The organism is Paenibacillus sp. SJS-P3 (assembly GCF_056711585.1).
Map to the genome: position 1 here is coordinate 2,694,776 of NZ_CM160043.1, position 25,751 is coordinate 2,720,526.

Genomic DNA, 25,751 nt, shown 5'->3' on the forward strand with positions numbered 1-25,751 from the left:
GACTGCTGCCGATATAGGTTCTAGCTCTGCTTGCGAATCCCATGCAGAAGTCCATATACGCGCCCCCATTCAACCCGGATGAGCGAGCCCGGAGGAGTAAGACCATGAACGAACAGCTTCCCTATTCCAATCAAGTGCTGACGATCGTCACCACCCGCAGGCAATACGCGGCCGCGATTTCGGCGACTTTGCTGCTGCTTCTCATCTCGGCGGCGGCACTGCCATTCGGCGATCTCTCTCTGTCGGTCGTCAAGCCCTTCCTGCCCGCCTTCATCGCCTGGCTCCTGTTCGGAGACCTGCTCACCGCCCATCTGCTTTACAGCCAGTACAGAGCCATCGGCAACCTCTCGATTCTTATTCTGGCCTGCACCTACCTGTTCACGGTCCTCATCATGATCCCCTATATCCTGACGTATCCCGGCGTCTTCACGGAAAATGGAATGCTGTCCGCCGGCCCCCAAACTTCTTCCTGGCTGTGGGTATGCTGGCATGCCGGCTTCCCTGCAGGCATCATCTCCTATCTGCTCGCCGACCGCTGGGAGAAGCGGCCCGTCGAACGGAGCCGGAACAGGCTGTGGGCTTTCATGCTGGCTTCCGGCATCCTCATCCTCGTCGCGGCTGCCCCTGTCGTGACGACATCAGCCCATGACAGCCTGCCGGTGCTCGTGCAGCACGACAAGTTCAATCATCTCACGAACGTCGTCGTCAAGCCGCTCATGCTGATGCTGAATGTCCTTGCCCTGATCCTGCTTGTAGGGATGAAAAAAGGAAAAACCGTCCTCAGCCTCTGGCTGAGCGTCGCCCTCCTGGCGTTTCTGATGGACATCGTCGTCTCCTTGCCTGCCGGCTCCAGGTATACGTTCGGCTGGTACATGTCCAGATTCAACTCGCTCGTGTCCGCCCTCGTGCTCATTTGCGCCATCATCTACGAGGTCAACCGCCTGTATGTCCGGCTCGTCAAGCAGCAGAAGGATCTGGTCGAATCCCAGGAAGAGCTCCGCGCCATGAACGAGCAGCTGACGCTGCTCACCAACCTCGACGGACTGACAGGCATCTCGAACCGCCGCAGATTCGACGAGCTGCTCGACGGCATGCTTCAGGAATCCCGCCTCAAGGGGCATCCATGCTCGCTGCTGCTGCTGGATATCGATTTCTTCAAGCTGTACAACGACCGATACGGCCATCAGAAGGGCGATCTGGTCCTGAAGAAGGTCGCTCAGCTCATCGACGGCTGTCTCCGGGACGGCAAAGGTGTCGCCGCCAGGTACGGAGGCGAGGAATTCGCGGTCCTGCTTCCATACTCCGACCGCGCGGAAGCTCTCGGCATGGCGCATGTGATTCTGGATGCCATCCAGGACGCAGACATCCTTCATGAATCCTCTCTCGTCGCCCCGCGCATCACCGCAAGCATCGGATGCTGCACGAGCAATCGCGGAGAAGCTTGGAGCCGCGAGGAAATGATCTCGCGTGCGGACAGCGCCCTCTACAAGTCCAAGGCCGAAGGCCGCAATCGGGCAACCGCTGCGGAAGAGGAATAATATCATGAAATAAGGCCTTTCCCGATCGCCCAGGAAAGGCCTTTTCCGATTGACTCCTATTCGCCTTCGACGATGCTTCCGTTCCAGGCCAGCATCCCGCCCTGCACGTTGACGACATCGTAGCCGAGCGCCTGCAAGTATTCGCATGCCCGGCTGCTGCGGCCGCCGCTGCGGCAAATCAGCAGCAGCGGGCCTTCGCCGTCAAGCTCCCCGAGGCTCTCCGGCAGACGGGAGAGCGCGACATGCCGCGCTTGCGGAATATGTCCCGCTTCCCATTCGTCATCCTCGCGCACATCGAACAGGCGCGGGGTTTCTCCCGTCTCCAATAAATGCTGCAGTTCCTCCGTCGTGATCTCAGCGCTCATGCCGCTGTTCCCCTTCCAGTCTCGCTTGAATTTTGTCCTTGTAGTCGGCATATGCCTGCAGATGGTCCCATCCCCTCGACCCCGTGAGCGATTGCAGCCGCAGCCTCTTGGCGGACAGCTCCTTCTGCAGGCTCGTCCGCTCCTCGTCGCTGCCGCACATCGCAAGCAGGCTGCCGAGTGTCGCGATATCCTTGTTCAGCTGCACCTCTTCGGGCACGATTCCGGCATTTTTCAATACCCGATATGCGGCTCTGAGCTCTTCCGGAATGTGGGAGAGGTCATCCAGATCGAGAGGCTTGCCAAGCCCCTTGAGGTCGTCGAATTCGCCGTCCTTGATGGCTAGCTTGATCTTCTCGTCGGCCAGCCAGTGCAGGAAGCTCAAGGGATCCTTACGGCAGTTCCGCTGCAGGTGACCATCAGCATGCCGTCGCGGACGACTTCATAGTCGAGATCGACTCCGACGATGGCATTGGCTCCGAGTCTGGCCGCCTGCTGCCGCATCTCCTCGATGGCGATGTCGCGGGCCTGCTTCAGCTTGCCCTCGTAAGCGCCGGAGCGCCCTCCTACCACATCCGTGATGGATGCGAGAAAATCACGGACGACGTTCGCTCCCATGATCGCTTCTCCATTCACGATTCCGGAATACTCCTGAATCGGCCTTCCTTCAATCGTCGGTGTCGTCGTGATCAGCATATCGGCATCCCCTTTTCGGATTATTTGCTGCAAGCTGGCTCATAAGCCGGTCTCTTCCCATTTTACCCCTGCGAGGCGATCGCCGGCAACCGTTACCGACACCCGGACGGCTGCAGGCAAGCCGGGACGAGGCTGCAGGACAAGCTTGAAGCGGTAATCCTCCAGCTCCCCTTCCAGCTCGTAATGGCCTTCATTGATTTCCCTTGCATGGATTTCCTCCTTGTGCGTCCGATGGAAAGTCCCTCCCCGTAGTGTCGCCGCCGCCTGCACGCGATATCCAACAAAAAGAATCCTGCCCTCGAGAGGCAGGATTCGGGAGAAGCTTTATTCGGCCGCCGTCTCCAGCGAGCCGCTGCGCTGGCGCTTGGCGCGCCTGCGGTTCAGGAACTCGTAGACGACCGGAACGATGATCAGCGTCAGCAGCGTGGAGCTTGTCAAGCCGCCGATGACGGTGACGCCAAGCCCTTTGGAGATCAGCGCGCCGGATTCGAAGCCGAACGCCAGCGGGAGCAAAGCCCCGACCGTAGCGATAGCGGTCATCAGAATCGGACGCAGCCTTGTTCCGCCTGCTTCAAGCAGCGCGTCGCGGACGCTCATTCCTTCGCGTTCCATGTGGATGACGCGGTCGATCAGCACGATCGCGTTGGTGACGACGATGCCGATCAGCATGAGCATGCCGATAAGCGCGGTGACGCTGATCGTTTCCTTGGCGATGAGCAGGCCCACCAAGGCGCCGATGACGGTGAACGGAAGCGAGAACAGAATCGTCAGCGGCGTCAGCGCGCCGCCGAATGTAATGACGAGGACGAGGTAGACGACGGCGATCGCAACGGCGATCGCGAGTCCGAGCTGCTTGAAGGATTCTCCGATATCCTCGGTCACTCCGCCCATCTCGACGTCGACATTGGAAGGAAGCTTGAGCTCGTCAATGACCTTTTGCACGTCCTTGGAAGCTTTGCTGATGTCGGAAGAGGTGACATCGGCCGTCACGCTGGCATAAATGCGGTCGCCTTTGCGGGTGACCGTATTCGGCGTGGTGCCTTCCTCGATCGTCGCGACGTCGCTGAGCTTGACGGTGCCGCCGAGCGGAGTCGGAATCAAGGCGTTTTCAAGGGCTGCTTTGTCCGCGTAGGTTTTGACCTCGGTTTTGACATGCACGTTCAGCTTCTCGCCATCCTTCTCGATGGTCGTCAAGACGGGCTGCTCGCGCACCGGACTAAGCGCCATCGCAAGCTGGCCGGCGGACAGGCCGTGCTGGCTCAGCTTCTTGGTATCGGCGGCAATGCGGTACTGCTCATACGTTTTCGATAGGCTCGTGTCCACGTTCGACAGGTTGGCGACCGACTTCAGCTTGCCGCTGATCTCGGACACGACCGGCTCCAGCTCCTTCATGTCCGGTCCGTAGGCCGTGACAGTCAGGCTGCTGCCGCCGAGGCCGCCGCCTCCGAAGTCCTGCTGCTTCCACTCGCCTTTGCTCGTGTTTTTCTGCAGCAGCTCGACGACGGCTTTCTTCTCGTCCTCAAAATGCTTGAAGTCGCTGTTGTAGCGGATATTGAACAGCGCTTGCTTGGAAGCGCCCGGACTGAACGGGTTGCTGCCGCCGATAGAATATTGGACGATCTCGACGCCTTCGCGGCCCATGATCTCCTTCTCCGCAGTCGTCGCATACCCTTCCACATCTTCGGCCGTCTCTCCCGGAGCCGGATTGTAGGTAATGATCATGGAGTTGTCTCCGCCGCTCGAGATGAAGCTGACTCCGATTAGCGGCGTCAGGAACAAGCTGCCTACGAGAAGCAATACGGCAGCGCCGAACGACAGTCCTTTATGGTCGAGGCACCAGCGCAGGACACGCTTGTATCCGTTGGCCAGACGGCTCGGCTTGTCCTCATGCTTCGTACCCTTGAGACCATTGCGGAACATCATATGGGCCAGCATCGGAACGACCGTCACCGCGACGACCAGGGAAGCGAGCAGGGAGAATACCATCGTAAGGGCGAACGGCAGGAAAATCTCGCCGATCATGCCCGATACGAATCCTAGCGGGAGGAATACGGCGATCGTAACGATCGTGGACGCCGCGATCGGGACGAACATTTCCCTGGTCGCAGAGATGATCAGCTCCCGGCCGGTCAGCTTCTCGCTGGACATCGCCATCCGCCGGTATATATTTTCGATGACGACGATGGAATCGTCCACGACCCGCCCGATCGCCACCGTCATGGCGCCGAGAGTCATGATGTTCAGCGTGATGTCGAACTCCTGCAGCACGAGCACGGCGATCAGCAGTGACAGCGGAATCGAGACGACCGAGATGATCGTCGAACGGATGTCGCGCAGGAAGAGCAGGATGATGAGGATCGCGAATGCCGCGCCGAGAATGGCTTTCGTGAGCATCGTCTCCACCGAGTCCTTGATCGGCTTGCCCTGGTCGAGCGTTATCGTGGAAGTAATTCCGTCGTATTTGGCCGTCAGTTCATCCATCTTGGATTTGACGGCATCCGTGACGTCGACCGTATTGGCGTCGGCCGCTTTGACGATGGACACGCCGATGCTGTCCTTGCCGTTCGTCCGGGAAATGGAGTCGGCCTTGCCCGTAACGGCAACGTCGGCCACCTGGCTCAGCTTGACGGTCGGCAGCGTGATGCCGCCCGGCGCAGCCGCTCCGCCTTGGGAAGCTGCAGCTCCTTGGCCCTGCGCTGCTTGGCCCTGCGCAGCTTGGCCAGCGCCGCCGGCTCCGGCACCTGCTCCGGCGCCCGCACCTGCGCCTGCTGCCGAAGGAATCAACGGAATTTCGATGTTCAGGAGATCGTCCGCCGTCATGATCTGGCCGTCGACGACGATCGATTTCTCCGAGCTGCCGAAGGTGAAGATGCCGAGCGGAACGTTCACGGCAGCCGCTTTGACCGCATTCTGGACCGATTCCGGCGTCAGGCCGTATTTGGCCAGCTCATCCGCTTTATAGCTGAGCTCCGCGTCTTCGACATGCTGGCCGGAGATTTGGATCGATGCGACGCCTTCCAAGCCTTTGAGCTCCGGAACAATATCGTTCTCGACCGTTTTGGTCAGCGCGGCCAGATTCTCTTTGCTGCTCGAGATGCTGAGGGATGTCACCGGGAATGCATTGAGGCTCAGCCTCGATACGGATGGATCTTGGACGCCATCCTTGAGCTTCAGGCTGCTCAGAGCCTCGCTCACTTCCTGCTGCGCCTTCTCCATGTCTTTGCCGAAGCCGTACTCGATGACGATGGAAGAAGCGTTCTCGTAGGAAGTGGAGCTGACCTCCTTCACTCCATCCAGATTGCGGGTCGCCTGCTCGACCGGTTTCGTGACGGATTCAAGCACTTCCTCCGGCGAGGCGCCCGGATAGACCGTCGTGACGGTGACGATCGGCACCGTAATGTCGGGCAGCGTCTCCATCTTCATGTTGGTCCCGGCGTAGACCCCGCCGAACACCACGATCAGCGTCATCAGCCACAACGCGAATTTGTTGTTGATCGAAAATCGGATTATGCTCTTCAACCTGGCTTCACTCCTCTATTCGTATGATTTCTCTCTATGCGGTGCAGCGGCAGCCAGCCGCGTTACGCCCTCAGCCTGTACCCGATGCCCCACACCGTCTCGATGAATTTGGGCTCGGAGGGGACTTCCTCGATCTTCTCCCGCAGCCTGCGGACATGCACCGTTACGGTGGCGATGTCCCCGATGGAGTCAAGTCCCCACACTCTCTCGAACAGCTCCTCCTTGCCGAATACCCGGCCCGGATGGGAGGCGAGCAGCAGGAGCAGCTCGTACTCCTTGTTCGTCAGAGCGGCCTCGTCCCCATTGACGAACACCTGGCGGGCGGACTTGTCGATGAGCAGCCCGCGGATGCGCAGCCTCTCTCCTTCGGCGGCCGTCGCCTTGCCGGTCAGCCGGTCGTAGCGGGACAGATGGGCTTGCACCCTCGCCACCATTTCGCCGGGGCTGAACGGCTTGGTCATATAATCGTCCGCTCCGAGCCCGAGGCCGCGGATTTTATCGATATCCTCTTTTTTGGCGGAAATCATGAGGATCGGGACATCCTTTTCCTTTCGCAGCTTGCGGCAAATCTCGAATCCGTCCGCGAAAGGCAGCATCAGATCCAAGATGACGAGATCGTAGGGATGCTGGAGCGCGCGTGCGAGACCGGTGTCTCCCCGCTGCTCGATATCCGCCTCGAATCCGTGGCTCTCCAGATAATCGCGCTGCAATTCCGCTATGGAGCTTTCGTCTTCGATGATCAACACGCGTTTCATGGTTTCGCCTCCTTGGAACCGGCCGTTTCCAGAGGCAGCCGCATCATGAACGCCGCGCCCCCCTCCGCCCTGTTGCGCGCCGTGACGGCGCCTCCGTGTCCTTCCGCGATCTGCCTGACGATAGCGAGCCCGAGGCCGCTGCCGCCGGTTTCCGGATTGCGGGACATCTCCGCCCGGTAAAAGCGGTCGAACACGAAGGGCAGCGCCTCCTCGTCGATGCCTGGCCCGGTGTCCTCGATGATGATATCGGCAGCCTCTGCTGCCGCTTCAAGTCTCAAGACGACCTTCCGTTCATCCGAGCTGGCGAGCGACATGTACTTGGCGCTGTTGTCCAGCATGTTGTCCAGCGCTCTCCCGAGCTTTTCCGGATCGGCCATGACATGCATCGGACTGTGCTCATCGCCGATATGCGCCGAGAGCAGGATGCCCGATTTCTCGAGCTCGAAGCTTTTCTCCTCCAGGTAATGCCGCAGGAAAGCCTTGAGATCGATTCGCCGGAACAGGAATTCCTCTTTGTGCAGATCCAGCTTGGAATAGAGGAACAGCTCGTCGATCAGCCTGTCCATATCCTTCGCTTTGCGGAATACGGTCCGGAGATATCTCTCCTGCTTCTCCGGCGTGTCGGCGACTCCGTCCAGCAAGCCCTCCACATAGCCTCGGACTGCCGTAATCGGAGTCTTGAGATCATGGGAGATGTGGGACAGCAGCATCTTGCGGTTCTCCTCGTACTGCTGCATCTGCTGAATCGTCAGCTTCAGGCGGCTGCGCATCTCCTCGAAAGCCGTTCCTACCTGGCCGATCTCGTTGTTGCCTGCCGGAAGCGGAACGGGCTCCAGATTGCCCTCCTTGAGGGAGAGAGCCGCATTTTTGAGGCGCGAAAGAGGCCGGGTGATGGAACGGGAGACGATCAGCGCCATGAGAGCGCTCATCAGGCCGACGGCCAGCAGCAGCAGCATCGTGATCAGCGGCCGCCAAAATACCGGTATGGCCTCGCTCAGCCTGAACATCGCCGCCTTGCCCGGAGTTCCGTCCGGATAAGTGAATCCTGCATGGAACACCTCGTAGCTGTACGAGCCGATCGTCAACGGATCATGCTTATCCCCGTTCTGACGGAGAAGCTTCTCCGGCTGTCCGCTCTCCAAGGCCAGCGACGAGGAATAGGCGATCGCTCCGTCCTTCTGCAAAACGAAGCCGCTCAGGACCTCGTTCATCCGGCCGTCGAGCTGCTTGAGATAGCCATCGTCCAGCAGCTTGCCGGAATCATGCTGAAGCACGTACCACAGCTCGCCGAACTGGACGGCTTGCCCGTACTCCTTGTCCCTGTTTTTTTCAAAGAAATCGCGCAAATCCTGATAACCCATCATATAAAGCATGAACGACATGACCGCAGTCATCAGCACGAGAGGAACGGCAGCCATGGCAATGTAGGACAGCATCAGCTTGAAACGGATCGACATGGAGATCCTCCTTCCCGGCGCCGGCTGCGGCAGCTTCAATGTTCATTCTAACGGATAGATCTAAACCATTAGGGTGCCATTTCTTACAAAATTATTAACTCTCGCTTGAATACATCCCGTTATGGAGTTTTCCGAGCTGAATTTCCTGCGGGCTTTGAAAGAATGGATGGATGGCGAGAGCCTTTTCAAAACGAGCACAATAGAAAATGGAAGCGGCAAAAAGCCGGGAGCAGCTCCCGGCGAATACATTCATGGACTATCGGGACATGCGGATGCCGCCTCTGTGTTCGGCGCGGACCATGCCGCTCCCTCCGATTCGGGACAGCAGCCATACCCCCAGGGAGAACAGCCATATGTACAGCAGCCAAGCGGCCGTGCCTTGCCCTTGGATGCCCGGATTCAGATCCGCGGCCATCCGATAGCCCTTGAAGGCGGCAATCACGACAGCGAGCAGCAGCAGCCCCATCATGGCGGCAGGCAGGCGCTTGCTCTCCGCTCCGGAAGACAGCACTCCCGCGACGAACAAGCCGAATAGCGCCGAGGAACAGCCGGCTACGAGCCACAGGACGATATTGTCCGCCCTCGGCTCGAAGAGGATCTTGCCTGCCATCAGCAGGAATCCGGCGGCTGCGGCCGCCGCTGTCGCCCCCCATTTCGGAGCCGGCTTGCTTCTCTTGAGGGGGCGGCCTACCTTCATGTACCAGCGGATGTAATCCACGAGCACCCAAAGGCCGGGCAGCAGCAAGCCGAGGAATGAAAGCCCGTACTGCAGCCATTTATACAATGGGAGTCCCGCTTCGATCCGGTAAAGCGAGTGCTGCCTCGTAACCAGCCATCCGCTCGTATGCGTCATCCCGTCGACGAAGAGATGCGACCAGAAGCCGATGAACAGGGACAGAAGAAAGAGTGCCCAGCCCGCGGCGCTTCCCGGCGTGCCATTCCGGCGTCCAAGCAGCGTTTCGGCATATCGGTCGACGCCGCCCAAGGACGGCAGAAGCTTCGGCAGGACAGGCTTCAGGATGTTCTGCCAAGCCGATAAGAAAGCTAGGCTCAATGGTATGCCCATCAATACAAATCCTGTCAGCGAATGTCCGATGCTCCGATAGGAGTTCATCGCGATGAAATATTCCATGTCCGGGATCATGCTGCCAAGAACGAGCCCGCTCAAGCTCAAGGCGGGTACAAGCCGGCGCAGCGGCGCGGCGTAGAGCGGATGGGAAAAAGTGAACGGCATGAGCGCCTCCCTTCGGTGATAGCGAATGAACAGGATTTCCATTGCTCCTCTTTCCTTTCGACAAGAGCCTTCTCGGCTCAGGCTTCAGTCCAAAGGTCCAGCCTTGCCGAGCGGCCACAGCCGGAATACGATCTTGCCCTCCAGGCTGCTCCTGCGGATCGGCCCCAGATCCCTGCTGTCCTCGCTATGCTCGCGATTGTCTCCCATGACGAATACCGTCCCTTCCGGCACCGTGTACGGAAGCCTCAATCCTTCCGGGAAAGTCGCCCCCTTGGCGTAAGGCTCCGTCAGCACGGCCTCGTTGAGATACACGGATCCATCCCGGAAATCCAGACGGTCGCCGGGCAGTCCGATCACCCTCTTCACCAGCCTGAGCGGGCTTTCCGGTCCATGGATGATGACGATATCCCCTCGCTGGGGATTCCCGAAGCGATAGGCCAGCTTGTTCTCGACCAGCCTCTCGCCTTCCGTAAGAGTCGTCTGCATGCTGATGTTGCGCACTTCCGTCTGCGCGAAAGCGAACTGCTGAAGCAGCAGCGAGGCAAGAGCTGCGACCAGGAGCGTAAGGAACATCTCTGCCAAGCGCCGGCGCTTGCCGGGCGGCTGCAGATCGCCCTGAGGGATGGACGGAACGTCAGGCATATCAGTTCTCCTTCCGGGCTTGCCGTCATGCCCATAGGTCGACGGCAAGCGATAGGATCTGATTCATTGACGACAGGGCGGCTCCGAAAGTTTCTTGGATCAGGACGGCCGTCCTCCCCGGCCTCTGGATGATTAAGGTCATTGATCGAGAAAAAGATGGCCGTCTGAGGAAATCGGGCCGTTATCCCGGATAAAAAAAAGCCGCGTCAGCGCGCGGCGGAACAATCCGGATGAAGCGGTCAAGCGCCCTTGAAGCCGTCCGCAACTCAACCGCGGAGGCTTGCGGATAGCGGCAAATCCGGCCCGGCCTTGTCGCGGCTGCCGGCAAAGAAGAGCAGCGTGCCGATCCATCCGCAGGCGGATGCGATCAGCAGCATGAGCGTGAGCTGGCCCGAGAAAGCAGTGCCGAGCAGCGGTCCGATCGACCCCCGGATGCCGAACAGCATGAGATGGAGGCCGAATACGGTTCCTTCGCGACCGGGAGCCAGACGAAACACGAAAGCGAGAATGCCGATATCCCATATCGCTTCCCCGACTCCTTGCACGGCGTTGCCGACGATGACGGCCTCGTATGTACCCCATAAGCCGTAAAGCATCGGGACGACCGCGTAAGCGCATATGCCGCATAACAGCGTATGGCGGATATCGAATCGGTCCAGCACCCTGCCGGCGATCAAATACGTGAGCAGCAGCGCTGCAAAATAGGCGACCCGCGCATAGCCCGCTTCCGTGCTCGTCAGATTCAGCACCTGCACCTGCACGATCTGGTACAGCGGATTGGCCAGCATGTTGCCGAAGCCGGCAAAAGTCGTCGCGAGGAGGAACACGGCCAGCGGACGGTTCGAGCGCACGAGCTCCCACTGGGACCGGAAGCTGAAGCGCGCCGGCGGCACCGCTCGCGGCGGCTGCTTGCGGAGCTTCATCTTATTGAAGAGCAGAATGGACGATATGCCCATGACGGAAGCGGCCATAAGCGGGCCGGATGGCCCTGACGCATCCGCCCAGATGCCGACGAGATAGGCCAGCGGGATGGTGACCGCCCCTGCAGCCATCCTGACGTACCCCATCAGCCGGCCTCTCAGCTCGGAAGGATAGACCTGCGAGATGAGGGAGGCGTAGGCCGGCGCCTGGATGCCCATGAGCAGTTGGAAGATCACAGCTGCCGCGACGTATACGCCCGGCTCCGGGAACAAGGCAGGAAGAAACAGCAGCAGCCTGCCGATCAGGTTGGGCAGCACGACGAAAGGCATCGGCCGGCCGCTCCTCTCGACGAGGGAGGCCCATAACGGGGATAACACAAGGCCGATCGCCGGAGCGGCAGCCAGCAAGCCGGCTTGAAGATCGGATGCTCCCTGCTTGAGGGCGAACAGCAGGTAAAACTGGTTCATGACGACATTGAACAGGCTGAACAGGCAGGCTGCGGCAAGGTCGATCCTGGCATTCAGCCAGACGCGCGGACTCATGACCATGCCGAACTTCAATAGGCGGGCTCTTGAACTTCGCCCTCTTTCTTCCACTATGAACACCTTCGCTTCTCTCTCGGATGCCGGACGGAGGCCTTGATGGGCCTCTGCCATTATGCTCCATTATCCGCGATCTCAGGTCGGGTGTATACCCCTTTTAAACGCGTTTTTCCTATATCCGGGCGAGTATATGGAGTCCTCCCCACAGGATGGCGCCAGCCGCCATCACCAGTCCGTCCCGCATCGACAGCCGCAGCTTGAATGCGGATTTTTTGACGCCGTCTCCCGCCCCGAACCCTTTGGCTTCAAGCGCATCAGCAGCCCTGTCCCCAAGCCTGAGGATCGACAGCATGTACGGCACAGCTGCCCGGTACAGCATGGAAGGAGGCACGCGGCCGGGACGGCTCGCGAACTTCCCTCTGGCAGCCCCGATCATCGCATAACGCTGCCATTCCTCGGCCAGCATGGGAATGAAACGGAACAGCAGGCTGATCGGAAGGGTGATGCGGGTAACAGGCAACCCGGCTTTGGCCAGCGGAGCCAGCAGCTGGTCCGCTGCCTTTTGCAGCCGGAACGGCTGCAGCAGGGCGAGCAGCGGCAAGCCGATCAGCATGACCAGCATGAGCCGCAGCATCCTCAGCAGCATGTCTGCCGCAGGCTCCCATTGGAATTGAAGCGGCGCGAGGCTGAGGCCCGCAACGGCTGCCAGCGTCAGCACGAATACGCCGTAGCCCTTCACGGCTCCTGCGTAGATTTGGAGAGAGGAACGCAGCGGAACGAGGATGGCCAGCGCCAATGCCAAGGAAACCCCGATTCCAAGCCAGCTTTTCTGGGAAAGGACGCCTGCGGCGACCATCAGATACGCGGCGATAAGAGCGCGCGGATCGATCGTACTCCCTTTGTCTTTACTTTCCCTCTCTTTCCGATCCGCTTCTCGAATCTCTGTTCGAGCCTTTTTCCCGGACTGTTCCAGAGTGTTAGTTCGAGCCCCTTGCCCGGACTGTTCCACATCGTCGGTACGTCTCGCTGCCTGATCTTCGGCTTGATCTTCCCGAGTGTCTGCAAAATCTGTTCCTTGCATGTTCTCTCTCTTCCCCTTGGAAGCTCTCTCCGGAGAAACTGCCGGGTTCTGGAAAGCAAGCCGTCCAGCCAGCTCTGACGGGCTGAGCCACGGGATGGAGTCGGCTTCCAGCAGCCCGAAACAGGCGGCAGCCTGCAAAGCCTGCGGAGCTCCTGCTTCCCAGGCGATCGACCGGGCATAGCGGGATGCCGCCATGACCTCGCGGACAACGCCGCCTTCCATGATGGCGACCTCGTCCGCGATCGGCAGCAGCGCGTCGAGGCTGTGGGCGGCAACGACGGCGCCGCCCCCCGCAGCGCGGTGCGCCTGCAGAATGGAGCATAGCCGCTCCGTGCCTTCGGCATCCAGCCCGGCCGAAGGCTCGTCCAGCAGCAGCCACTCCGGCCTCCCCATAACGATGCATGCGAGCGCCAGCCTCCGCTGCTGCCCGCCGCTGAGAGTCCAAGGATCCCTTTCCAGCAGCTCCGCGTCCAGACCGGCAGCTTCCATCGCTTCGCCGATCCTCCGGCTCCTCTCCTCTCCGGCGAGCCTGTAAGGCTTCGCGGAATAATAAAGCTCCTCCTTCACGCTTTTGGAGAACCACTGCGTCTCGGCTTGCTGCAGAGCAATACCCAGCGACAGCAGGACGTCGCGGTTCGGACGCCGGCCGCTCCAGAGCGGCTCTTCTCCGAGCCGAATCAACCCTGACGCCAGCGGCCGGACACCTCCGGCAGTTTCCAGCAGCGTCGATTTTCCCGATCCGTTGCTTCCGACGAGCAGCGTCAGCCTGCCCCCGCGAAAGCATGCGGAGAAGCTGCGGCTTCCGTCCGCTCCGGAAATTTTCGGAACGGCTTCGCTGAGAATCAAGTCCCGGGGAACGGACCGCGGCTTCAGCATTTCCAATAATGGCAAACTCCCCGGGACGACGGCAGAGGGAGCAGCCCGGAAGGCATGGGAAGCCGAAGCCGTTCCATGCGCGCTCCATGCTTCCGCGAGCTCGTCTGCGTTCAACGGCATGGCGATCATGCCGAAGCCGAGCGCGTTCAATTCCATGGCCGTCCGCGCGGCGAAAGGGGCTTCCAGACCCGCAAGACGACAAGGCGATTTTCCGGAAGCCAGCGGGCTGAAAAAGCATTCCGAGCTCCCTTTCCATACCATTCTTCCGTCTTTGAGTGCAAAAACCCGGTCTCCGGCTTCAAGCTCGTCCATATTCTGCGTCACCCATACGATCGCGATGCCTCGTCTCTGCATGGCGCGGGCATGCCTCATCAGCAGGCGGGCCGAATCGTTGTCCAGCATCGACGCCGCTTCGTCGAACAGCATGGCCGGAGAGCCGGCTGCAAGCGCTCCGGCTGCCGCGAGCAGCTGCTTCTGCCCTCCCGAGAGGGTGGATACGGGAGCGTGCATCAAGGCGGACAGGCCAAGCTCGGCCAGCGCCTCCTCCGCCTTCGGAATGATATCCGCTCCGTTCATCCCTGCATATTCCAAAGCCATGACGAGGTCTTCCCAAGGCGTTGACCCCGTTATGGCGGCCTCAGGCTGCTGGAGGACGACTGGCAGCGGCCTGACATCAAAAGGCGAAGGCAGCATGCGGGTAATGCTCATCTCCGCTTGCGGGTTTCTGCCGAGGCCGGCCAGGCTCCGCAGCAGGGTTGATTTTCCGCTTCCGTTGGCCCCTACGATATGAACCCATTCCCCCTGCCTGATCTGCATCGTAATGCCTTGAAGAAGCGGTTCCAACTGCTCAGGATCCTCGGGGTAGACGACGAGGCCGGCGACAGACAGGAGCGTACTTCCTTCTGCGCCCTGGAACGTTCCGCTCCGTTCATCGCCTTGTCCCGGCGATCCGGCTGTTTCCTCTCGATGAACCCGCTTTGGATCCCATTTGCCAGCCTCTGCCGTCTCGGCTTTTTCTTCGGATGCCTTGCTCATATCTTCCCGCCTTCCCAAATTTCCCTTCCCAACGAAGGCAAGCTGTGCTAAAATCCGTTTTGTTAACCAAACATCATTCATTATCGGTTAACATTATAACTTGATTCCACTGATTTGAGGAGTGAAATTTATCATGTCGTCATCCCAATCGCTGCGCAGGGCCGTGTTCATTGCCTTGTTCGGAGCCCTGTTCGTCGTGTTCAATTCCATCACCATCAGCACCGGGCTGTCCTCGCTCGTTCCGTTCACCCTGCAGACGATGGCCGTCGCCCTTATCGGCGCGTTCCTCGGAGGCAAGGACGGATTTCTGAGCATCCTGCTCGTCAACCTGCTCGCCCTGGCCGGCTTGCCTCTGTACCGGGGAGGAGGACTGGCGCATATGACCGGACCTACCGGCGGCTTCATCTGGTTCTTTCCGATCTCGGCGCTTATTATCGGCCTGCTCGTGACGGCCATTCTTCGCAGCAAGGCGGGGCGCCATCCTGTCGCAGCGTTCGCGCTCATTCTCGTCGTCATGGAAACGTTCGGCTCGCTGTTCGTCTATGTAGGCGGCATCCCATGGATGATGCATGTCACGGGCTTGTCGTTCGACAAGGCGATGGCGGTCGGCTGCTACCCTTTCCTGCTGCCCGATCTGCTTAAAAATGTCGCCGCGGCCGCCATCACCGTCGCGCTGCGCTCCTATTTGCCCGTCATGCGGCTGAAGTCCCGCTCTCGCGCCTTTCCAGCCGGCAAAGCGGCCTGACGCCTGGCCTGACACATCCCGCAGCACGATCCGGACCTGAACAACAGCAAAGAGCCGCGCATCCAGCGCGGCTCTTTGCTTTGTCTGCTTAAAGGGACATACGGTAAATATTCAGGACATCCTGACTGTCCAGCTTGCGGAAGTTGCCGATCTGGCGGCCTGGCGCCGCCTTGGCCGCCATCTCCTCCAGACGCTCTTCTCCGATGCCGTAATCGGCCAGCCTGGACGGGGCTCCGAGGGAAGTCCAGAACTCCCGCAGCCTGCGGATGCCTTCTTCCGCAATCTCTTTGTCGCTCTTGCCATCCGGCTCGACGCCGAATACATGAACGGCGAACTGACGGAATCTGCCGACATTGTCGTCCAGCACATAGGTCATCCAGTTCGGGAACAAAATCGCAAGCCCGCCGCCATGAGGAATGTCATATACCGCGGACAGCGCATGCTCCATGTCATGGTTCGCCCAGTCTCCCAGCGTTCCCATGCCGAGCACGCCGTTCAGGGCCATCGTGCCGCTGTATAGAATCGTAGCCCGATGCTCCAGGTTGCCGAGATCTCCGACCAGCTTGGGAGCCGTTCCCACGACGGCGCGCAGCACCGATTCGCAGAAGCCGTCCTGGACTGGCGTGAGCGGATCGTGATGGAAATACTGCTCGAACACATGGGACATCATGTCTACGATGCCGTATACGGTGTGGTCCTTGGGAGCCGTCGCCGTGTAGGCCGGATCCAGCACGGAGAAGCGAGGGAACACATGCGGGCTGCCCCAGCCATGCTTCTCCTCGGTTTCCTCGTTCGTAATGACGGACCCGCTGTTCATTTCCGAGCCGGTAGCGGCAAGCGTCAGAACCGTGCCGAGCGGCAGCGCGTCCTGCACTTGAGCCTTGCGGCTGACGATATCCCAGAAGCTGCCGTCGTATTTGGCCGCGGCCGCGATGGCCTTGCCGCAATCCAGCGTGCTGCCTCCGCCGGCCGCAAGCACCCAGTCGATGCCGTTCGCCCGGCATAGCTCGGCACCGCGGTGGACGGTCGACAGCCTCGGGTTCGGCTCGACGCCGGCAAGCTCGGTGACCTTGCAGCCGGCATCGCCGAGCACGGTCATGATCTCGTCGTACAGGCCGTTTTTCTTGATGCTGCCGCCGCCGTACACGAGAAGCACGTTGGAGCCCAATTGAGCCGCTTCCTTGGACAGCTGCTGGAGCTGCCCTTCCCCGAAGTACAGTCTGGTGGGGTTATGATAGACAAAATTCCTCATCTAAATCGTCTCCTTTTCTACTCGTCGCAGCTTTCGGGATCCTCGGGCTTCGCGCCGTCGAGGGCAATCTTGTCGGCAACCGTATCCTGAATGATCGATACGACCATCTGAAGCAAGTAGTTGATATCGGCCTGGCTTTGCTGGAATTCGCCGACAATCGGAATTCCGTCCAGCTCATCCTGCAACTGATCCATTTCGGTTTCGATCTTCTGCACCATCGTCGAGTTTTTGAACGTCTGCTCGAAGGCGACGAGCTCCTTCTGCTTCTTCTTGAGGCCGGCCATCAGAGACTGGACGCGGTCGTTGCCCTGAATCTGCTTCTCCGCGCGGCGGAACACCTGGACTTCCTCCGAGGAATAAATCAATCCCGCCAGCTCGCGGGCTTTGGTCATGATATCGTCCCGTACGAGCAAATCCCGGGTATTGTACACTTCAACCGGACAATTCGGCCCGTGATCGTGAATGCTGGAATGCTTGAGTCCCGCCATCGAAGGCGAGGTGCTGCTCTGCTCTGCCATTGCCAATCGCTCCTGTCTCATCCGCCTTGCGGCCAGAGAATTATGGTCCCCCGTGCAGGTTATTCCAAGGTTTCATTATACCAAAGTCGGAAACAAAAAACGACTGCCCTCATGGGCAGCCGCAGCTTCTTCCTTCTAGCCGATGATTTCGGCTGTGTCTCCGGTCTGGGCGCCGCTTGCGTTCGCTTCATCCGTATCGATATGCATGTCCAGCGCGAAACTCGGAGATACACGGGCGATCACGTTTTCGAACACGAGTCCGCGCTCTCCTCCTACCCGCACCTTCAGCTGCTGCTGGTCCTGAATGCCCCATTTCTCGGCGTCGTCGGTATGGAAGTGAATGTGGCGCGCCGCCACGATGACGCCTTCCTCGATCGTCACTTCCCCGGCAGGACCGGTGATCGTAACGCCGGCGGAGCCGCTGATGTTGCCGGACTCGCGCACGGGAGCCTTGATTCCCGTCGCGAAAGCATCCGTGCGGGAAATTTCCAGCTGGGTCGCCTTGCGGGCAGGTCCCAGAATGCGGACTTTGGGAAAGGAGCCTTTGGGACCGCTCACCGCGACCGTTTCATTCGCGGCAAATTGGCCGGGCTGCGACAGCGGCTTGAATTCGGTGAGCTGGTAGCCTTGGCCGAACAAGGCCTCGACATGCTCCTGGGATAAGTGGATATGGCGCGCGGAGACGCCTACAGGTACGGTTTTGTTCATGATCGTCTCATCCTTTCCGGCGGTTCTCTATATAGGGCGTTACCTCTCATGGGGCAAGCTCAAGCGAAAAAGCATACGGCTCATGGAGGAGCGTATGCCTGGCGTCGCTGATTCCATTATACTAACCGGCGGAAGTCATGTCGAATCGCCATTGTTGACGTTTTTCGGTCTATTTGGGTTGAATGGCCAGGATGTCATGCGTCCATGCGAATACAGGAGTATGACGTCAAATATGGAGATTGTACAGAGGCTCCGCTCCGGATCACAATCAAGGGACCGGAAAAGCCGAAAAAAGCCCGGCTGCTCCCATAAGGAAGGCGGCCGGGCCGGCGAAGCTTCTAGACAAAATCCTTCAATAGTTTGTCGAACTCGTCGCGGGAAAGCTTGAGATCCTGGTTCGCAAGACCCTGCTCCGCAAATCCATTGACGAGATTTTCGTACGAGCGGCGCTTCGTATCCTGGTAGACGAGGCCGGTAACCAGTCCGTTCGTCTCCATGATCTTCGTCATGGCGGCGAGGCGGTTCGACGGATCGTAGCCTTCTCCGGCTTCGCCGTCGAGGTTGACGATGTTCTCCTTGAACCAGTCGTAGGTATTGACCTTGTTGAAGGTTACACACGGGCTGAATACGTTGATTAGCGAGAAGCCTTCATGCTTGATGCCGGCTTCGATCAGCGCGGTCAGCTGCTTGAGATCGCTGGAGAACGATTGGGCGACGAACGTCGCGCCTGCCGACAGAGCGATTTCGAGCGGCGACAGCACGGATTCGATGGAGCCTTCCGGCGTCGACTTCGTCTTGAAGCCTTCGGCGCTGCGGGGCGACGTCTGCCCCTTCGTCAAGCCGTAGATCTGGTTGTCCATGACGATATACGTCATATTGACATTGCGGCGGATCGCATGGACCGTATGGCCCATGCCGATCGCGAAGCCGTCGCCGTCGCCGCCCGAGGCGATGACGGTCAGCTCGCGGTTGGCCAGCTTGACGCCTTGCGCGATCGGGAGCGCCCGGCCATGGATACCGTGCAGGCCATAGGCGTTGATGTAGCCCGAGATCCGGCCGGAGCAGCCGATCCCGGAAATGACGGCAAGCTGCTCCGGCTCCAGGCCGACGTTGGCGGCAGCGCGCTGGATCGCCGCCTGGATGGAGAAGTCGCCGCAGCCCGGGCACCAGTTCGGCTTGACGTTGTTGCGGAACTCTTTAAATGTTGCCAACGGGGGTCAACTCCTTTTTGGATGCTTCGTACACTTCGGATGGAAGGAACGGATTGCCGTCGTATTTGAGCACGCTGCGGATTTTGTCCGCGTATCCGCAGTGCAGCTTGATTTGCGAAGCCAGCTGGGCCGTTGCGTTGTTCTCCAGGACGATGACCTGCGCAGCCTGGTCCAGATAAGGAGCCAGCTGCTCCGTCGGGAACGGATGGATCTGGCGCACCTGCACATGGTTGGACGTGATGCCGTCCTTCTCCAGGCGCGAGCGGGCCTCATCGATCGTTCCGCCCGTGGACCCCATGCCGATGATCAGCAGGCTCGGCTTCTCATGAGGGGCGTCGACGCGGATCGCCTCCGGAATCTGCAGGGAGGCCAGCTTGCCCAGACGTTTGTCCATCATGCTCTTGCGGTTCGCGGCGCTCTCCGACGGCCTTCCCGTCTCGTCATGCTCGACGCCGGTCACATGATGCAGGCCGCCCTTGTCGCCAGGCAGCGAGCGCGGGGAAACCCCGTCCCCGGTAAGCTCGTAACGCTTGAACAGCTGATGCTGCTCCAGCTCCGGCAGCTCGCGCTGCAGCTTGCCGCGGCGGATCTCGATGCGGTCGTAATCGATCGGCTCGCAGCTTTGCTTGCCGAGGGACAGCTGCAGATCCGTCATGACGATGACCGGCACCTGGTATTCCTCCGAGATGTTGAATGCCTCCACCATGTCGTAGAAGCAGTCCTCGATGGATGCCGGCGCGATGACGACCTTCGGAATCTCGCCATGCGTGCCGTAGACCATCGCGTTGAGGTCGGATTGCTCCTGCTTCGTCGGCAGTCCGGTCGAAGGGCCTCCGCGCTGCGTATCCACGATGACGAGCGGCTGCTCGGTCATTCCGGCGAGACCGATCGCCTCCATCATGAGGGACAAGCCAGGCCCGGCGGATGCCGTCATCGTGCGCACGCCGGCATAATTCGCGCCGATCGCCATCGTCACAGCCGCGATCTCGTCTTCCGTCTGGACAACCGTGCCGCCGAACTTAGGCAGCTTCTTGATCAAGTATTCCATGATCTCGGATGCAGGCGTGATCGGATATGCGCTCATGAGCCTGCAGCCCGCCGCGACCGAGCCGAGGCCGATCGCTTCATTGCCGATCATGAACAGCTTCTGCTTGCCGTCGGCCGGTTCGAGGGCGAACTCCTCGAGCGGACCTCCCGCCTGCTCCAGCACGAATTCGGCGCCGCGCTTCACGGCTTCGACGTTCTTCTCGACGATTGCCGGGCCTTTGCGGCCGAATTCCTCTTCGACCGCTTTGTTGAACACTTCGAGCGGAAGGCCGAGCAGCGCCCAGGATGCGCCGGAAGCGACCATGTTTTTCATGAGCGATGTGCCGAGATCCTCGGCGATCGACGTGATCGGCACAGCGAACAGCCGCGCATCGCTTCCTTCCGGCAAGGCAGGATTGAATTTCGCGTCCGCTACGACAACGCCGCCGGGGCGAAGCTCGGGCGCGTTGAGATCGATGCTTTCCTGGTCGAACGCGACAAGAATATCGAGATCATCCGAGATGGCCCGGATGGGAGATGTGCTGATGCGAATTTTGTTATTGGTATGTCCGCCCTTGATCCTCGAGGAGAAATGACGGTACCCGTATAAATAATAGCCGAGGCGGTTGAGAGCGGTGGAGAAAATCCGGTCGGTGCTCTCCACGCCTTCGCCCTGCTGGCCTCCTATTTTCCAAGACAGCTGACTGATCACTTGCGTCCAACTCCTCATCTGCGTATGAGACCTTTTTCACAATCTCCATAAATTTTATGCCCCAACCTTTAAAAATGCAAGGCATTATCGAGAAAAGCTCTCATACAGGAATCCGATGGAACCTATAACAGATACTGATAGTTGCCTGATGTCTCATTCCGCCGGCAGCTCGCTCAGAAGGAAGGAAACCGCGTTTCCGTTCAAAAAAGCTGCGGCTTGCCGCGCTCCGAACTCGCTTACGAGAGCGGAGCGCAGCGAGCGGACGTCGCCGGGATGCCGAAGGCCTTCCACATACTGCTCGATGCCGTCGAAGTCGGACCCGAGCATGATGTGCTTCTCTCCTCCCAAGGCGCATATATGCTCGATATGGCGAAGGATGTCGCTGATATGCACCTGCTCCGCGCTGCTGACGAAATAAGGCACGTAGGTCATGCCGATCCTTCCCCCCAGCGCAATGAGAGCCCGAATCTGATCGTCGGTCAGATTTCTCGGATGGGCACAGACTGACTTCGCGTTGGAATGCGATGCGATGAACGGCCTCTCTGTCCGATCCGCCAGTTCCCAGAACCCTTTTTCCGTCAAATGCGACACATCCAAAATGATGCCGAGCTCGTTGCAATGCCGGACCAGCTGCCGACCCTTCTCCGTGAGTCCGCCTTGACGTTCTTCCATGACCCCGTCGGCTGCCCAGTTCCCATAGTTCCAGGTCAGGCCAAGCATCCGGACTCCCAGCCTGCGCGCAATGCGCAGCATCGCGAAGTCGCCTTCCAGCCCGTCCGCTCCTTCCAGCGTCAAGAGGGCGGCGATCCGGCGATCGGCAAGGCTGCGCTCAAGATCCCGCCTGTTTCCCACGAACCGGTAGGCATCATTGGAGACGATCTTTTCGTAGAAAAGGTCGATGCTTCTGAGAACGGCGTCGAATGTCTTCGGCCTGCTCTCCGTCAAATAAATCGCGTAGGCCTGAAGCATATAACCTGCTGCCAGCTGACGGTCAAGCGTCACGTCGAGCTGCCGGCTGTCGGAGCCGCCAGCGGCTTGGCAGACGTCGAGCTCCGGATTTCTCAGCAGCTTGCTGAGCACGTCGCAATGCAGATCCGCGACTCCGAGTACAGGGTGTTTCATGGCCTGCAGCCTCCTGTTCCGTTTTGCATGATATGAATCCATAGCCTCAAATGGACGCAAAAAAACCTGCTTACACCGTAAACAGGTCGAATGGGATAAATTGTCCGGTCGTCAGCGCGGCTCTACGATCAGCTTGATGGCTGTGCGGTCTTCGCCGTCGATGACGATATCGGTGAAGGCGGGGATGCAGATGAGGTCTACCCCGCTCGGAGCGACGAAACCTCGGGCGATGGCTACAGCCTTGATCGCCTGATTGATGGCTCCAGCCCCGATGGCTTGCAGCTCAGCAGCTCCACGTTCCCTTAGAACTCCAGCCAGTGCCCCTGCGACGGAATTTGGATTGGACTTAGCGGAAACTTTTAATACTTCCATGGAAAGTACCTCCTCGGGAATGATGGGTAGCTGCGGCTCTACACTACTTTCATACCTATTCTAGAGAGGACAAAAAATTCCTTCTTCCATTCCGATACCCGTCTCCAGGGCTCGCCAAAGTTCTTATCAGTACATCGCTAGAGAGGTCTCGGTCAATCGTATTTTCTCGAGCTTCGCAGACTGTCCAGTCGTTTCGTCCATATGGACGAGGAGTCCGTGCAGATGCCAGTCGCCTTCATCCACGACAAATCTCGACGGAAGGCCGGTCAGGAACTTGTGCAGCACGGCGTTCCGCTCCATTCCGAGGATGCCGTCCATCGGCCCGGTCATGCCTACATCCGTCAGATAGGCGGTCCCGCCCGGAAGGATCCGGTCGTCGTTCGTCTGCACATGGGTATGCGTGCCGACGACAAGACTCGCCCTGCCGTCAAGATACCAGCCCATCGCGATCTTCTCGGATGTCGCTTCCGCATGGAAGTCGACCATGATGCAGCGGGTTTCTTCTTGCAGCAGCTCCAGCTGCTCATCCGCCACGCGGAACGGATCGTCATTCGGCGGCAGGAATGTCCTGCCCTGCAGGTTCAGGATGCCGAGCTTCTTGCCGTTCACCTTGATGACCGCAGCTCCGCGGCCTGGCGATTGAGACGAGAAGTTGGCCGGGCGGACGATCCTCTCCTCATCGTCGATCCACTCGAAGATGTCCCGGTTGTCCCAGGTGTGGTTGCCCATTGTAATGCCGTTGACTCCCCAGTCAAAAAACTCTTTGGCGATCGCGGCCGTAATTCCCCTGCCCGCCGCTGCATTCTCGCCGTTCACGATGATGATGTCGGGATTATATTTGGACCGGAGAGCGGGCAGCGCCTTGCGCAGCGCCGTGCGGCCGACGTTGCCGACGATATCTCCGATGAACATGACTTTCAACATGACTTGCCTCCTTCGGATTGCAAAGAAAATCCCGCTCCGGAGAGCGGGATGATCCACGGTATTACTTGGCGTATTCGACCGCGCGGGTTTCTCGAATGACCGTGACCTTGATATGTCCCGGATAATCGAGCTCGCCTTCGATCTTTTTCGTGATGTCTCTGGCAAGGCGGAAAGCCTCGGTATCGTCGACTTTCTCCGGCTGCACCATGACGCGAACTTCGCGTCCGGCCTGGATAGCGTACGATTTCTCGACGCCGTCGAACGATTCGGAGATGGCCTCCAGCTTCTCCAGACGCTTGATGTACGTCTCCAGCGTCTCGCGGCGTGCGCCTGGGCGCGCTGCAGACAAGGCGTCTGCCGCTCCGACCAGCATCGCGATGACGGAAGTGGCTTCGCAGTCGCCATGATGGGACGCGATGCTGTTGATGACGACCGGATGCTCCTTGTACTTGCGGGCCAGCTCGACGCCGATCTCGACGTGTGAGCCTTCCACTTCATGGTCAAGAGCCTTGCCGATGTCATGCAGCAGTCCGGCGCGCTTGGCCAGCGTAATGTCCTCGCCAAGCTCGGCGGCCATCAGCCCGGTCAGATAAGCGACTTCCATGGAGTGCTTGAGCACGTTCTGGCCGTAGCTCGTCCGGTACTTCAGGCGGCCGAGAATCTTGATGAGATCCGGATGGATGGCGTGCACGCCGACTTCGAAAGTTGCCTGCTCCCCATACTCGCGGATACGCTCGTCCACCTCGCGGCGGGATTTCTCCACCATCTCTTCAATTCGAGCCGGGTGAATCCGTCCGTCCGCAACGAGCTTCTCAAGTGCGGTGCGGGCGATTTCACGCCGAATAGGATCGAAGCCGGACAAGATGACCGCTTCCGGCGTATCGTCGATGATAAGATCGATACCCGTCAAAGTTTCCAGCGCGCGGATGTTGCGGCCTTCGCGGCCGATGATTCTGCCCTTCATTTCTTCGTTCGGCAGCGTGACGACCGATACGGTCGTCTCCGCCACATGGTCGGCGGCGCAACGCTGGATAGCCAGCGATATGATGTCGCGCGCCTTCTTGTCCGCCTCTTCCTTTGCCTGCTGCTCGATTTCCTTGATCATCTGGGCAGTTTCGTGGCGGACTTCCTGTTCCACATTGGTGAAGATGATGCTCTTCGCATCCTCTGTGGTCAGGCCGGAGATCCGTTCGAGCTCGCTCTGTTGCTGCCTGTAGATGGAGTCGATCTGATCTTGTGTTTCTTCGATTCGTTTCTCCTTGTTGGCTACCAATTCTTCTTTGCGTTCGAGTGCTTCTAGTTTTTTATCCAGTGACTCCTCTTTTTGCAGCAGCCGTCTTTCGAGACGCTGATTCTCGTTGCGTCTCTCCCGAATGTCTTTATCCGCTTCAGAACGGAGTTTATGGATTTCGTCTTTCGCTTCCAGCACGGTTTCCTTCTTCAGGGCATCCGCTTCCTTCTTCGCCTGCTCGACGATCTGGACGGCAGCCTGCTCTGCACTGGAAATCTTAGCCTCGGCGATCGACTTTCGGACGAAGTAACCAATCCCAAAGGTAATCGCGCCAACAACGAGAACGATCAAGACCACCCAAATGGCGTTCATCTTGTTCACCTCCTCGTTGCATTCACCAAGGCTGAAAAAAAGCCGGGAATGATATTCAGTTGTTGCGATTCGGTTCCAAACCGTGTCTAAGACTGTAGAATGGAGACTAATAATCTTGAACCCATTTACGAAAGGAAATACATCCCTTTCACTCGCGGATGCACTATTATTGTAGCTTTACGCAATTTCAATTGTCAAGCCAGAGCCCTTCGGTCTCCAGTTCCTCCCCTTCCGACACATGCCGCACGGCCTCCCGGACCAGATCGCCCTGGAAACCGCGGCGCAGCAAAAATCCTGTCAGCTTCAGCCGCTTATCGCGATCCTCGCCTTTGAGGCTCCGCCATTTCTTGGCCGCGGCCTTGAATGCCGCATCCCGTTCGGCCCCGACATCGAGCGCTTCGATCGTCTCGCCGGCGGTCAGCTTCGACACCCCGCGCTGTTCCAGCTCCTGACGGATCAGCCGGCGCCCCTTCTGGCTGCTCTTCACCTTCTGGGCGGCGTACATTCTCGCGTAATCGCGGTCATCGATGACCTTCTCCTGCTGCAGCCGTTCGACCGCATAGCGGATATCTGGCTCCGTATATTCCTTGCGCTTCAGATAGTCCGCCATTTCCTTGGCCGTCCTCATTTTGAATCCGGCATAATACAGAGCTGAGGCATAAGCCTTATACCGGTCTCCCTCCGATTGGATTCCCTCCAGCTCCTCGCTGCTGAGAACGCTCCCTTTGAGCAGCCTATACTTGACGAGTATATCCTCATGGACGGAAAACTCCGGCTCCTCATTCCCGTCCAGGCAGATCCAGTAATAGGAACGTTTGCGGGAGTCAGGCTCTACCTTGGTCACGACTTTCTCGCTGCTGTCCTGCATAGTGCCTCCTTCCTGATCCACGATCGGATAGC

General features: G+C 59.3%; 23 protein-coding genes. 2 read left to right on the top strand and 21 right to left on the bottom strand.

The features are described from left to right. Positions 1-104: 104 nt before the first annotated feature. Positions 105-1,538, top strand: a complete 1,434-nt coding sequence (locus tag AC06G8_RS12405) for an MASE4 domain-containing protein (RefSeq protein WP_480283021.1) — start codon at positions 105-107, stop codon at positions 1,536-1,538. A gap of 56 nt (positions 1,539-1,594) precedes the next feature. Here the strand turns inward: AC06G8_RS12405 and AC06G8_RS12410 are convergent, their stop codons facing one another. From AC06G8_RS12410 to AC06G8_RS12460, 11 genes are all read right to left on the bottom strand, one after another. Further along, positions 1,595-1,903, bottom strand: a complete 309-nt coding sequence (locus AC06G8_RS12410; protein WP_480283022.1) for a rhodanese-like domain-containing protein — start codon at positions 1,901-1,903, stop codon at positions 1,595-1,597. Further along, positions 1,893-2,285 carry a DnaJ family domain-containing protein gene (locus AC06G8_RS12415; protein WP_480283023.1) on the bottom strand — a complete coding sequence of 131 codons (393 nt, stop codon included), beginning with the start codon at positions 2,283-2,285 and terminating at the stop codon, positions 1,893-1,895. The genes AC06G8_RS12410 and AC06G8_RS12415 overlap by 11 nt, the downstream gene beginning before the upstream one ends. Further along, the gene (locus tag AC06G8_RS12420) at positions 2,282-2,596 is read right to left on the bottom strand and encodes a YbjQ family protein (RefSeq protein ID WP_447661094.1); all 315 of its coding nucleotides are present in this window, start codon (positions 2,594-2,596) and stop codon (positions 2,282-2,284) included. The genes AC06G8_RS12415 and AC06G8_RS12420 overlap by 4 nt, the downstream gene beginning before the upstream one ends. A 39-nt stretch (positions 2,597-2,635) precedes the next feature. Next, positions 2,636-2,866: a hypothetical protein gene (locus AC06G8_RS12425; protein WP_480283024.1), complete on the bottom strand. Its 231-nt coding sequence runs from the start codon at positions 2,864-2,866 to the stop codon at positions 2,636-2,638. 54 nt (positions 2,867-2,920) lie between these two features. Continuing rightward, positions 2,921-6,115 carry an efflux RND transporter permease subunit gene (locus AC06G8_RS12430; RefSeq protein ID WP_480283025.1) on the bottom strand — a complete coding sequence of 1,065 codons (3,195 nt, stop codon included), beginning with the start codon at positions 6,113-6,115 and terminating at the stop codon, positions 2,921-2,923. Positions 6,116-6,177: 62 nt separating this feature from the next. Next, positions 6,178-6,870 (bottom strand): response regulator transcription factor, encoded by a 693-nt coding sequence (locus AC06G8_RS12435; protein WP_480283026.1) that lies wholly within the window; start codon positions 6,868-6,870, stop codon positions 6,178-6,180. Continuing rightward, positions 6,867-8,327, bottom strand: coding sequence for a sensor histidine kinase (locus AC06G8_RS12440; protein WP_480283027.1), 1,461 nt, complete (start codon positions 8,325-8,327; stop codon positions 6,867-6,869). The genes AC06G8_RS12435 and AC06G8_RS12440 overlap by 4 nt, the downstream gene beginning before the upstream one ends. A gap of 256 nt (positions 8,328-8,583) precedes the next feature. Beyond that, positions 8,584-9,603 (bottom strand): DUF4184 family protein, encoded by a 1,020-nt coding sequence (locus AC06G8_RS12445; RefSeq protein ID WP_480283028.1) that lies wholly within the window; start codon positions 9,601-9,603, stop codon positions 8,584-8,586. Positions 9,604-9,645: 42 nt separating this feature from the next. Further along, positions 9,646-10,203: a signal peptidase I gene (gene lepB / locus AC06G8_RS12450; RefSeq protein WP_447661100.1), complete on the bottom strand. Its 558-nt coding sequence runs from the start codon at positions 10,201-10,203 to the stop codon at positions 9,646-9,648. A gap of 266 nt (positions 10,204-10,469) precedes the next feature. After that, positions 10,470-11,684 carry an MFS transporter gene (locus AC06G8_RS12455; RefSeq protein WP_480283029.1) on the bottom strand — a complete coding sequence of 405 codons (1,215 nt, stop codon included), beginning with the start codon at positions 11,682-11,684 and terminating at the stop codon, positions 10,470-10,472. A gap of 154 nt (positions 11,685-11,838) precedes the next feature. After that, a complete protein-coding gene (locus AC06G8_RS12460) occupies positions 11,839-14,658 on the bottom strand; it encodes an ATP-binding cassette domain-containing protein (protein WP_480283030.1) in 2,820 nt (939 codons plus the stop codon). Positions 14,659-14,791: 133 nt separating this feature from the next. Here AC06G8_RS12460 and AC06G8_RS12465 point away from each other — a divergent pair, with 133 nt between their 5' ends. Beyond that, the gene (locus tag AC06G8_RS12465) at positions 14,792-15,403 is read left to right on the top strand and encodes a biotin transporter BioY (protein ID WP_480283031.1); all 612 of its coding nucleotides are present in this window, start codon (positions 14,792-14,794) and stop codon (positions 15,401-15,403) included. An 88-nt stretch (positions 15,404-15,491) separates the two neighbouring features. On the opposite strand, the gene AC06G8_RS12470 is transcribed toward AC06G8_RS12465, so the two are convergent. The 10 genes from AC06G8_RS12470 to AC06G8_RS12515 all read right to left on the bottom strand — a co-directional run bounded on the left by AC06G8_RS12470 (position 15,492) and on the right by AC06G8_RS12515 (position 25,719). Further along, positions 15,492-16,655: an iron-containing alcohol dehydrogenase gene (locus tag AC06G8_RS12470; RefSeq protein WP_480283032.1), complete on the bottom strand. Its 1,164-nt coding sequence runs from the start codon at positions 16,653-16,655 to the stop codon at positions 15,492-15,494. Between the two features lie 17 nt (positions 16,656-16,672). Continuing rightward, positions 16,673-17,173: a YlbF/YmcA family competence regulator gene (locus tag AC06G8_RS12475; RefSeq protein ID WP_447661105.1), complete on the bottom strand. Its 501-nt coding sequence runs from the start codon at positions 17,171-17,173 to the stop codon at positions 16,673-16,675. 135 nt (positions 17,174-17,308) lie between these two features. Continuing rightward, the gene (pduL, locus tag AC06G8_RS12480; protein WP_480283033.1) at positions 17,309-17,881 is read right to left on the bottom strand and encodes a phosphate propanoyltransferase; all 573 of its coding nucleotides are present in this window, start codon (positions 17,879-17,881) and stop codon (positions 17,309-17,311) included. A 338-nt stretch (positions 17,882-18,219) separates the two neighbouring features. Then, positions 18,220-19,092, bottom strand: coding sequence for a 2-oxoacid:ferredoxin oxidoreductase subunit beta (locus AC06G8_RS12485; RefSeq protein ID WP_447661107.1), 873 nt, complete (start codon positions 19,090-19,092; stop codon positions 18,220-18,222). Further along, complete coding sequence (locus AC06G8_RS12490) at positions 19,079-20,830, bottom strand: 2-oxoacid:acceptor oxidoreductase subunit alpha (protein ID WP_447661108.1); 1,752 nt, start codon at positions 20,828-20,830, stop codon at positions 19,079-19,081. Before AC06G8_RS12490 ends, AC06G8_RS12485 begins: the two co-directional genes overlap by 14 nt. A gap of 153 nt (positions 20,831-20,983) precedes the next feature. Continuing rightward, positions 20,984-21,952: a dipeptidase gene (locus AC06G8_RS12495; protein ID WP_480283034.1), complete on the bottom strand. Its 969-nt coding sequence runs from the start codon at positions 21,950-21,952 to the stop codon at positions 20,984-20,986. 111 nt (positions 21,953-22,063) lie between these two features. Beyond that, positions 22,064-22,324 (bottom strand): stage V sporulation protein S, encoded by a 261-nt coding sequence (locus AC06G8_RS12500; protein WP_447661110.1) that lies wholly within the window; start codon positions 22,322-22,324, stop codon positions 22,064-22,066. A 126-nt stretch (positions 22,325-22,450) separates the two neighbouring features. Further along, positions 22,451-23,245: a TIGR00282 family metallophosphoesterase gene (locus AC06G8_RS12505; RefSeq protein ID WP_480285433.1), complete on the bottom strand. Its 795-nt coding sequence runs from the start codon at positions 23,243-23,245 to the stop codon at positions 22,451-22,453. Positions 23,246-23,309: 64 nt separating this feature from the next. Next, a complete protein-coding gene (gene rny, locus AC06G8_RS12510) occupies positions 23,310-24,851 on the bottom strand; it encodes a ribonuclease Y (RefSeq protein WP_447661111.1) in 1,542 nt (513 codons plus the stop codon). 187 nt (positions 24,852-25,038) lie between these two features. After that, the gene (locus tag AC06G8_RS12515) at positions 25,039-25,719 is read right to left on the bottom strand and encodes a RecX family transcriptional regulator (protein ID WP_076355422.1); all 681 of its coding nucleotides are present in this window, start codon (positions 25,717-25,719) and stop codon (positions 25,039-25,041) included. Positions 25,720-25,751: the final 32 nt, after the last annotated feature.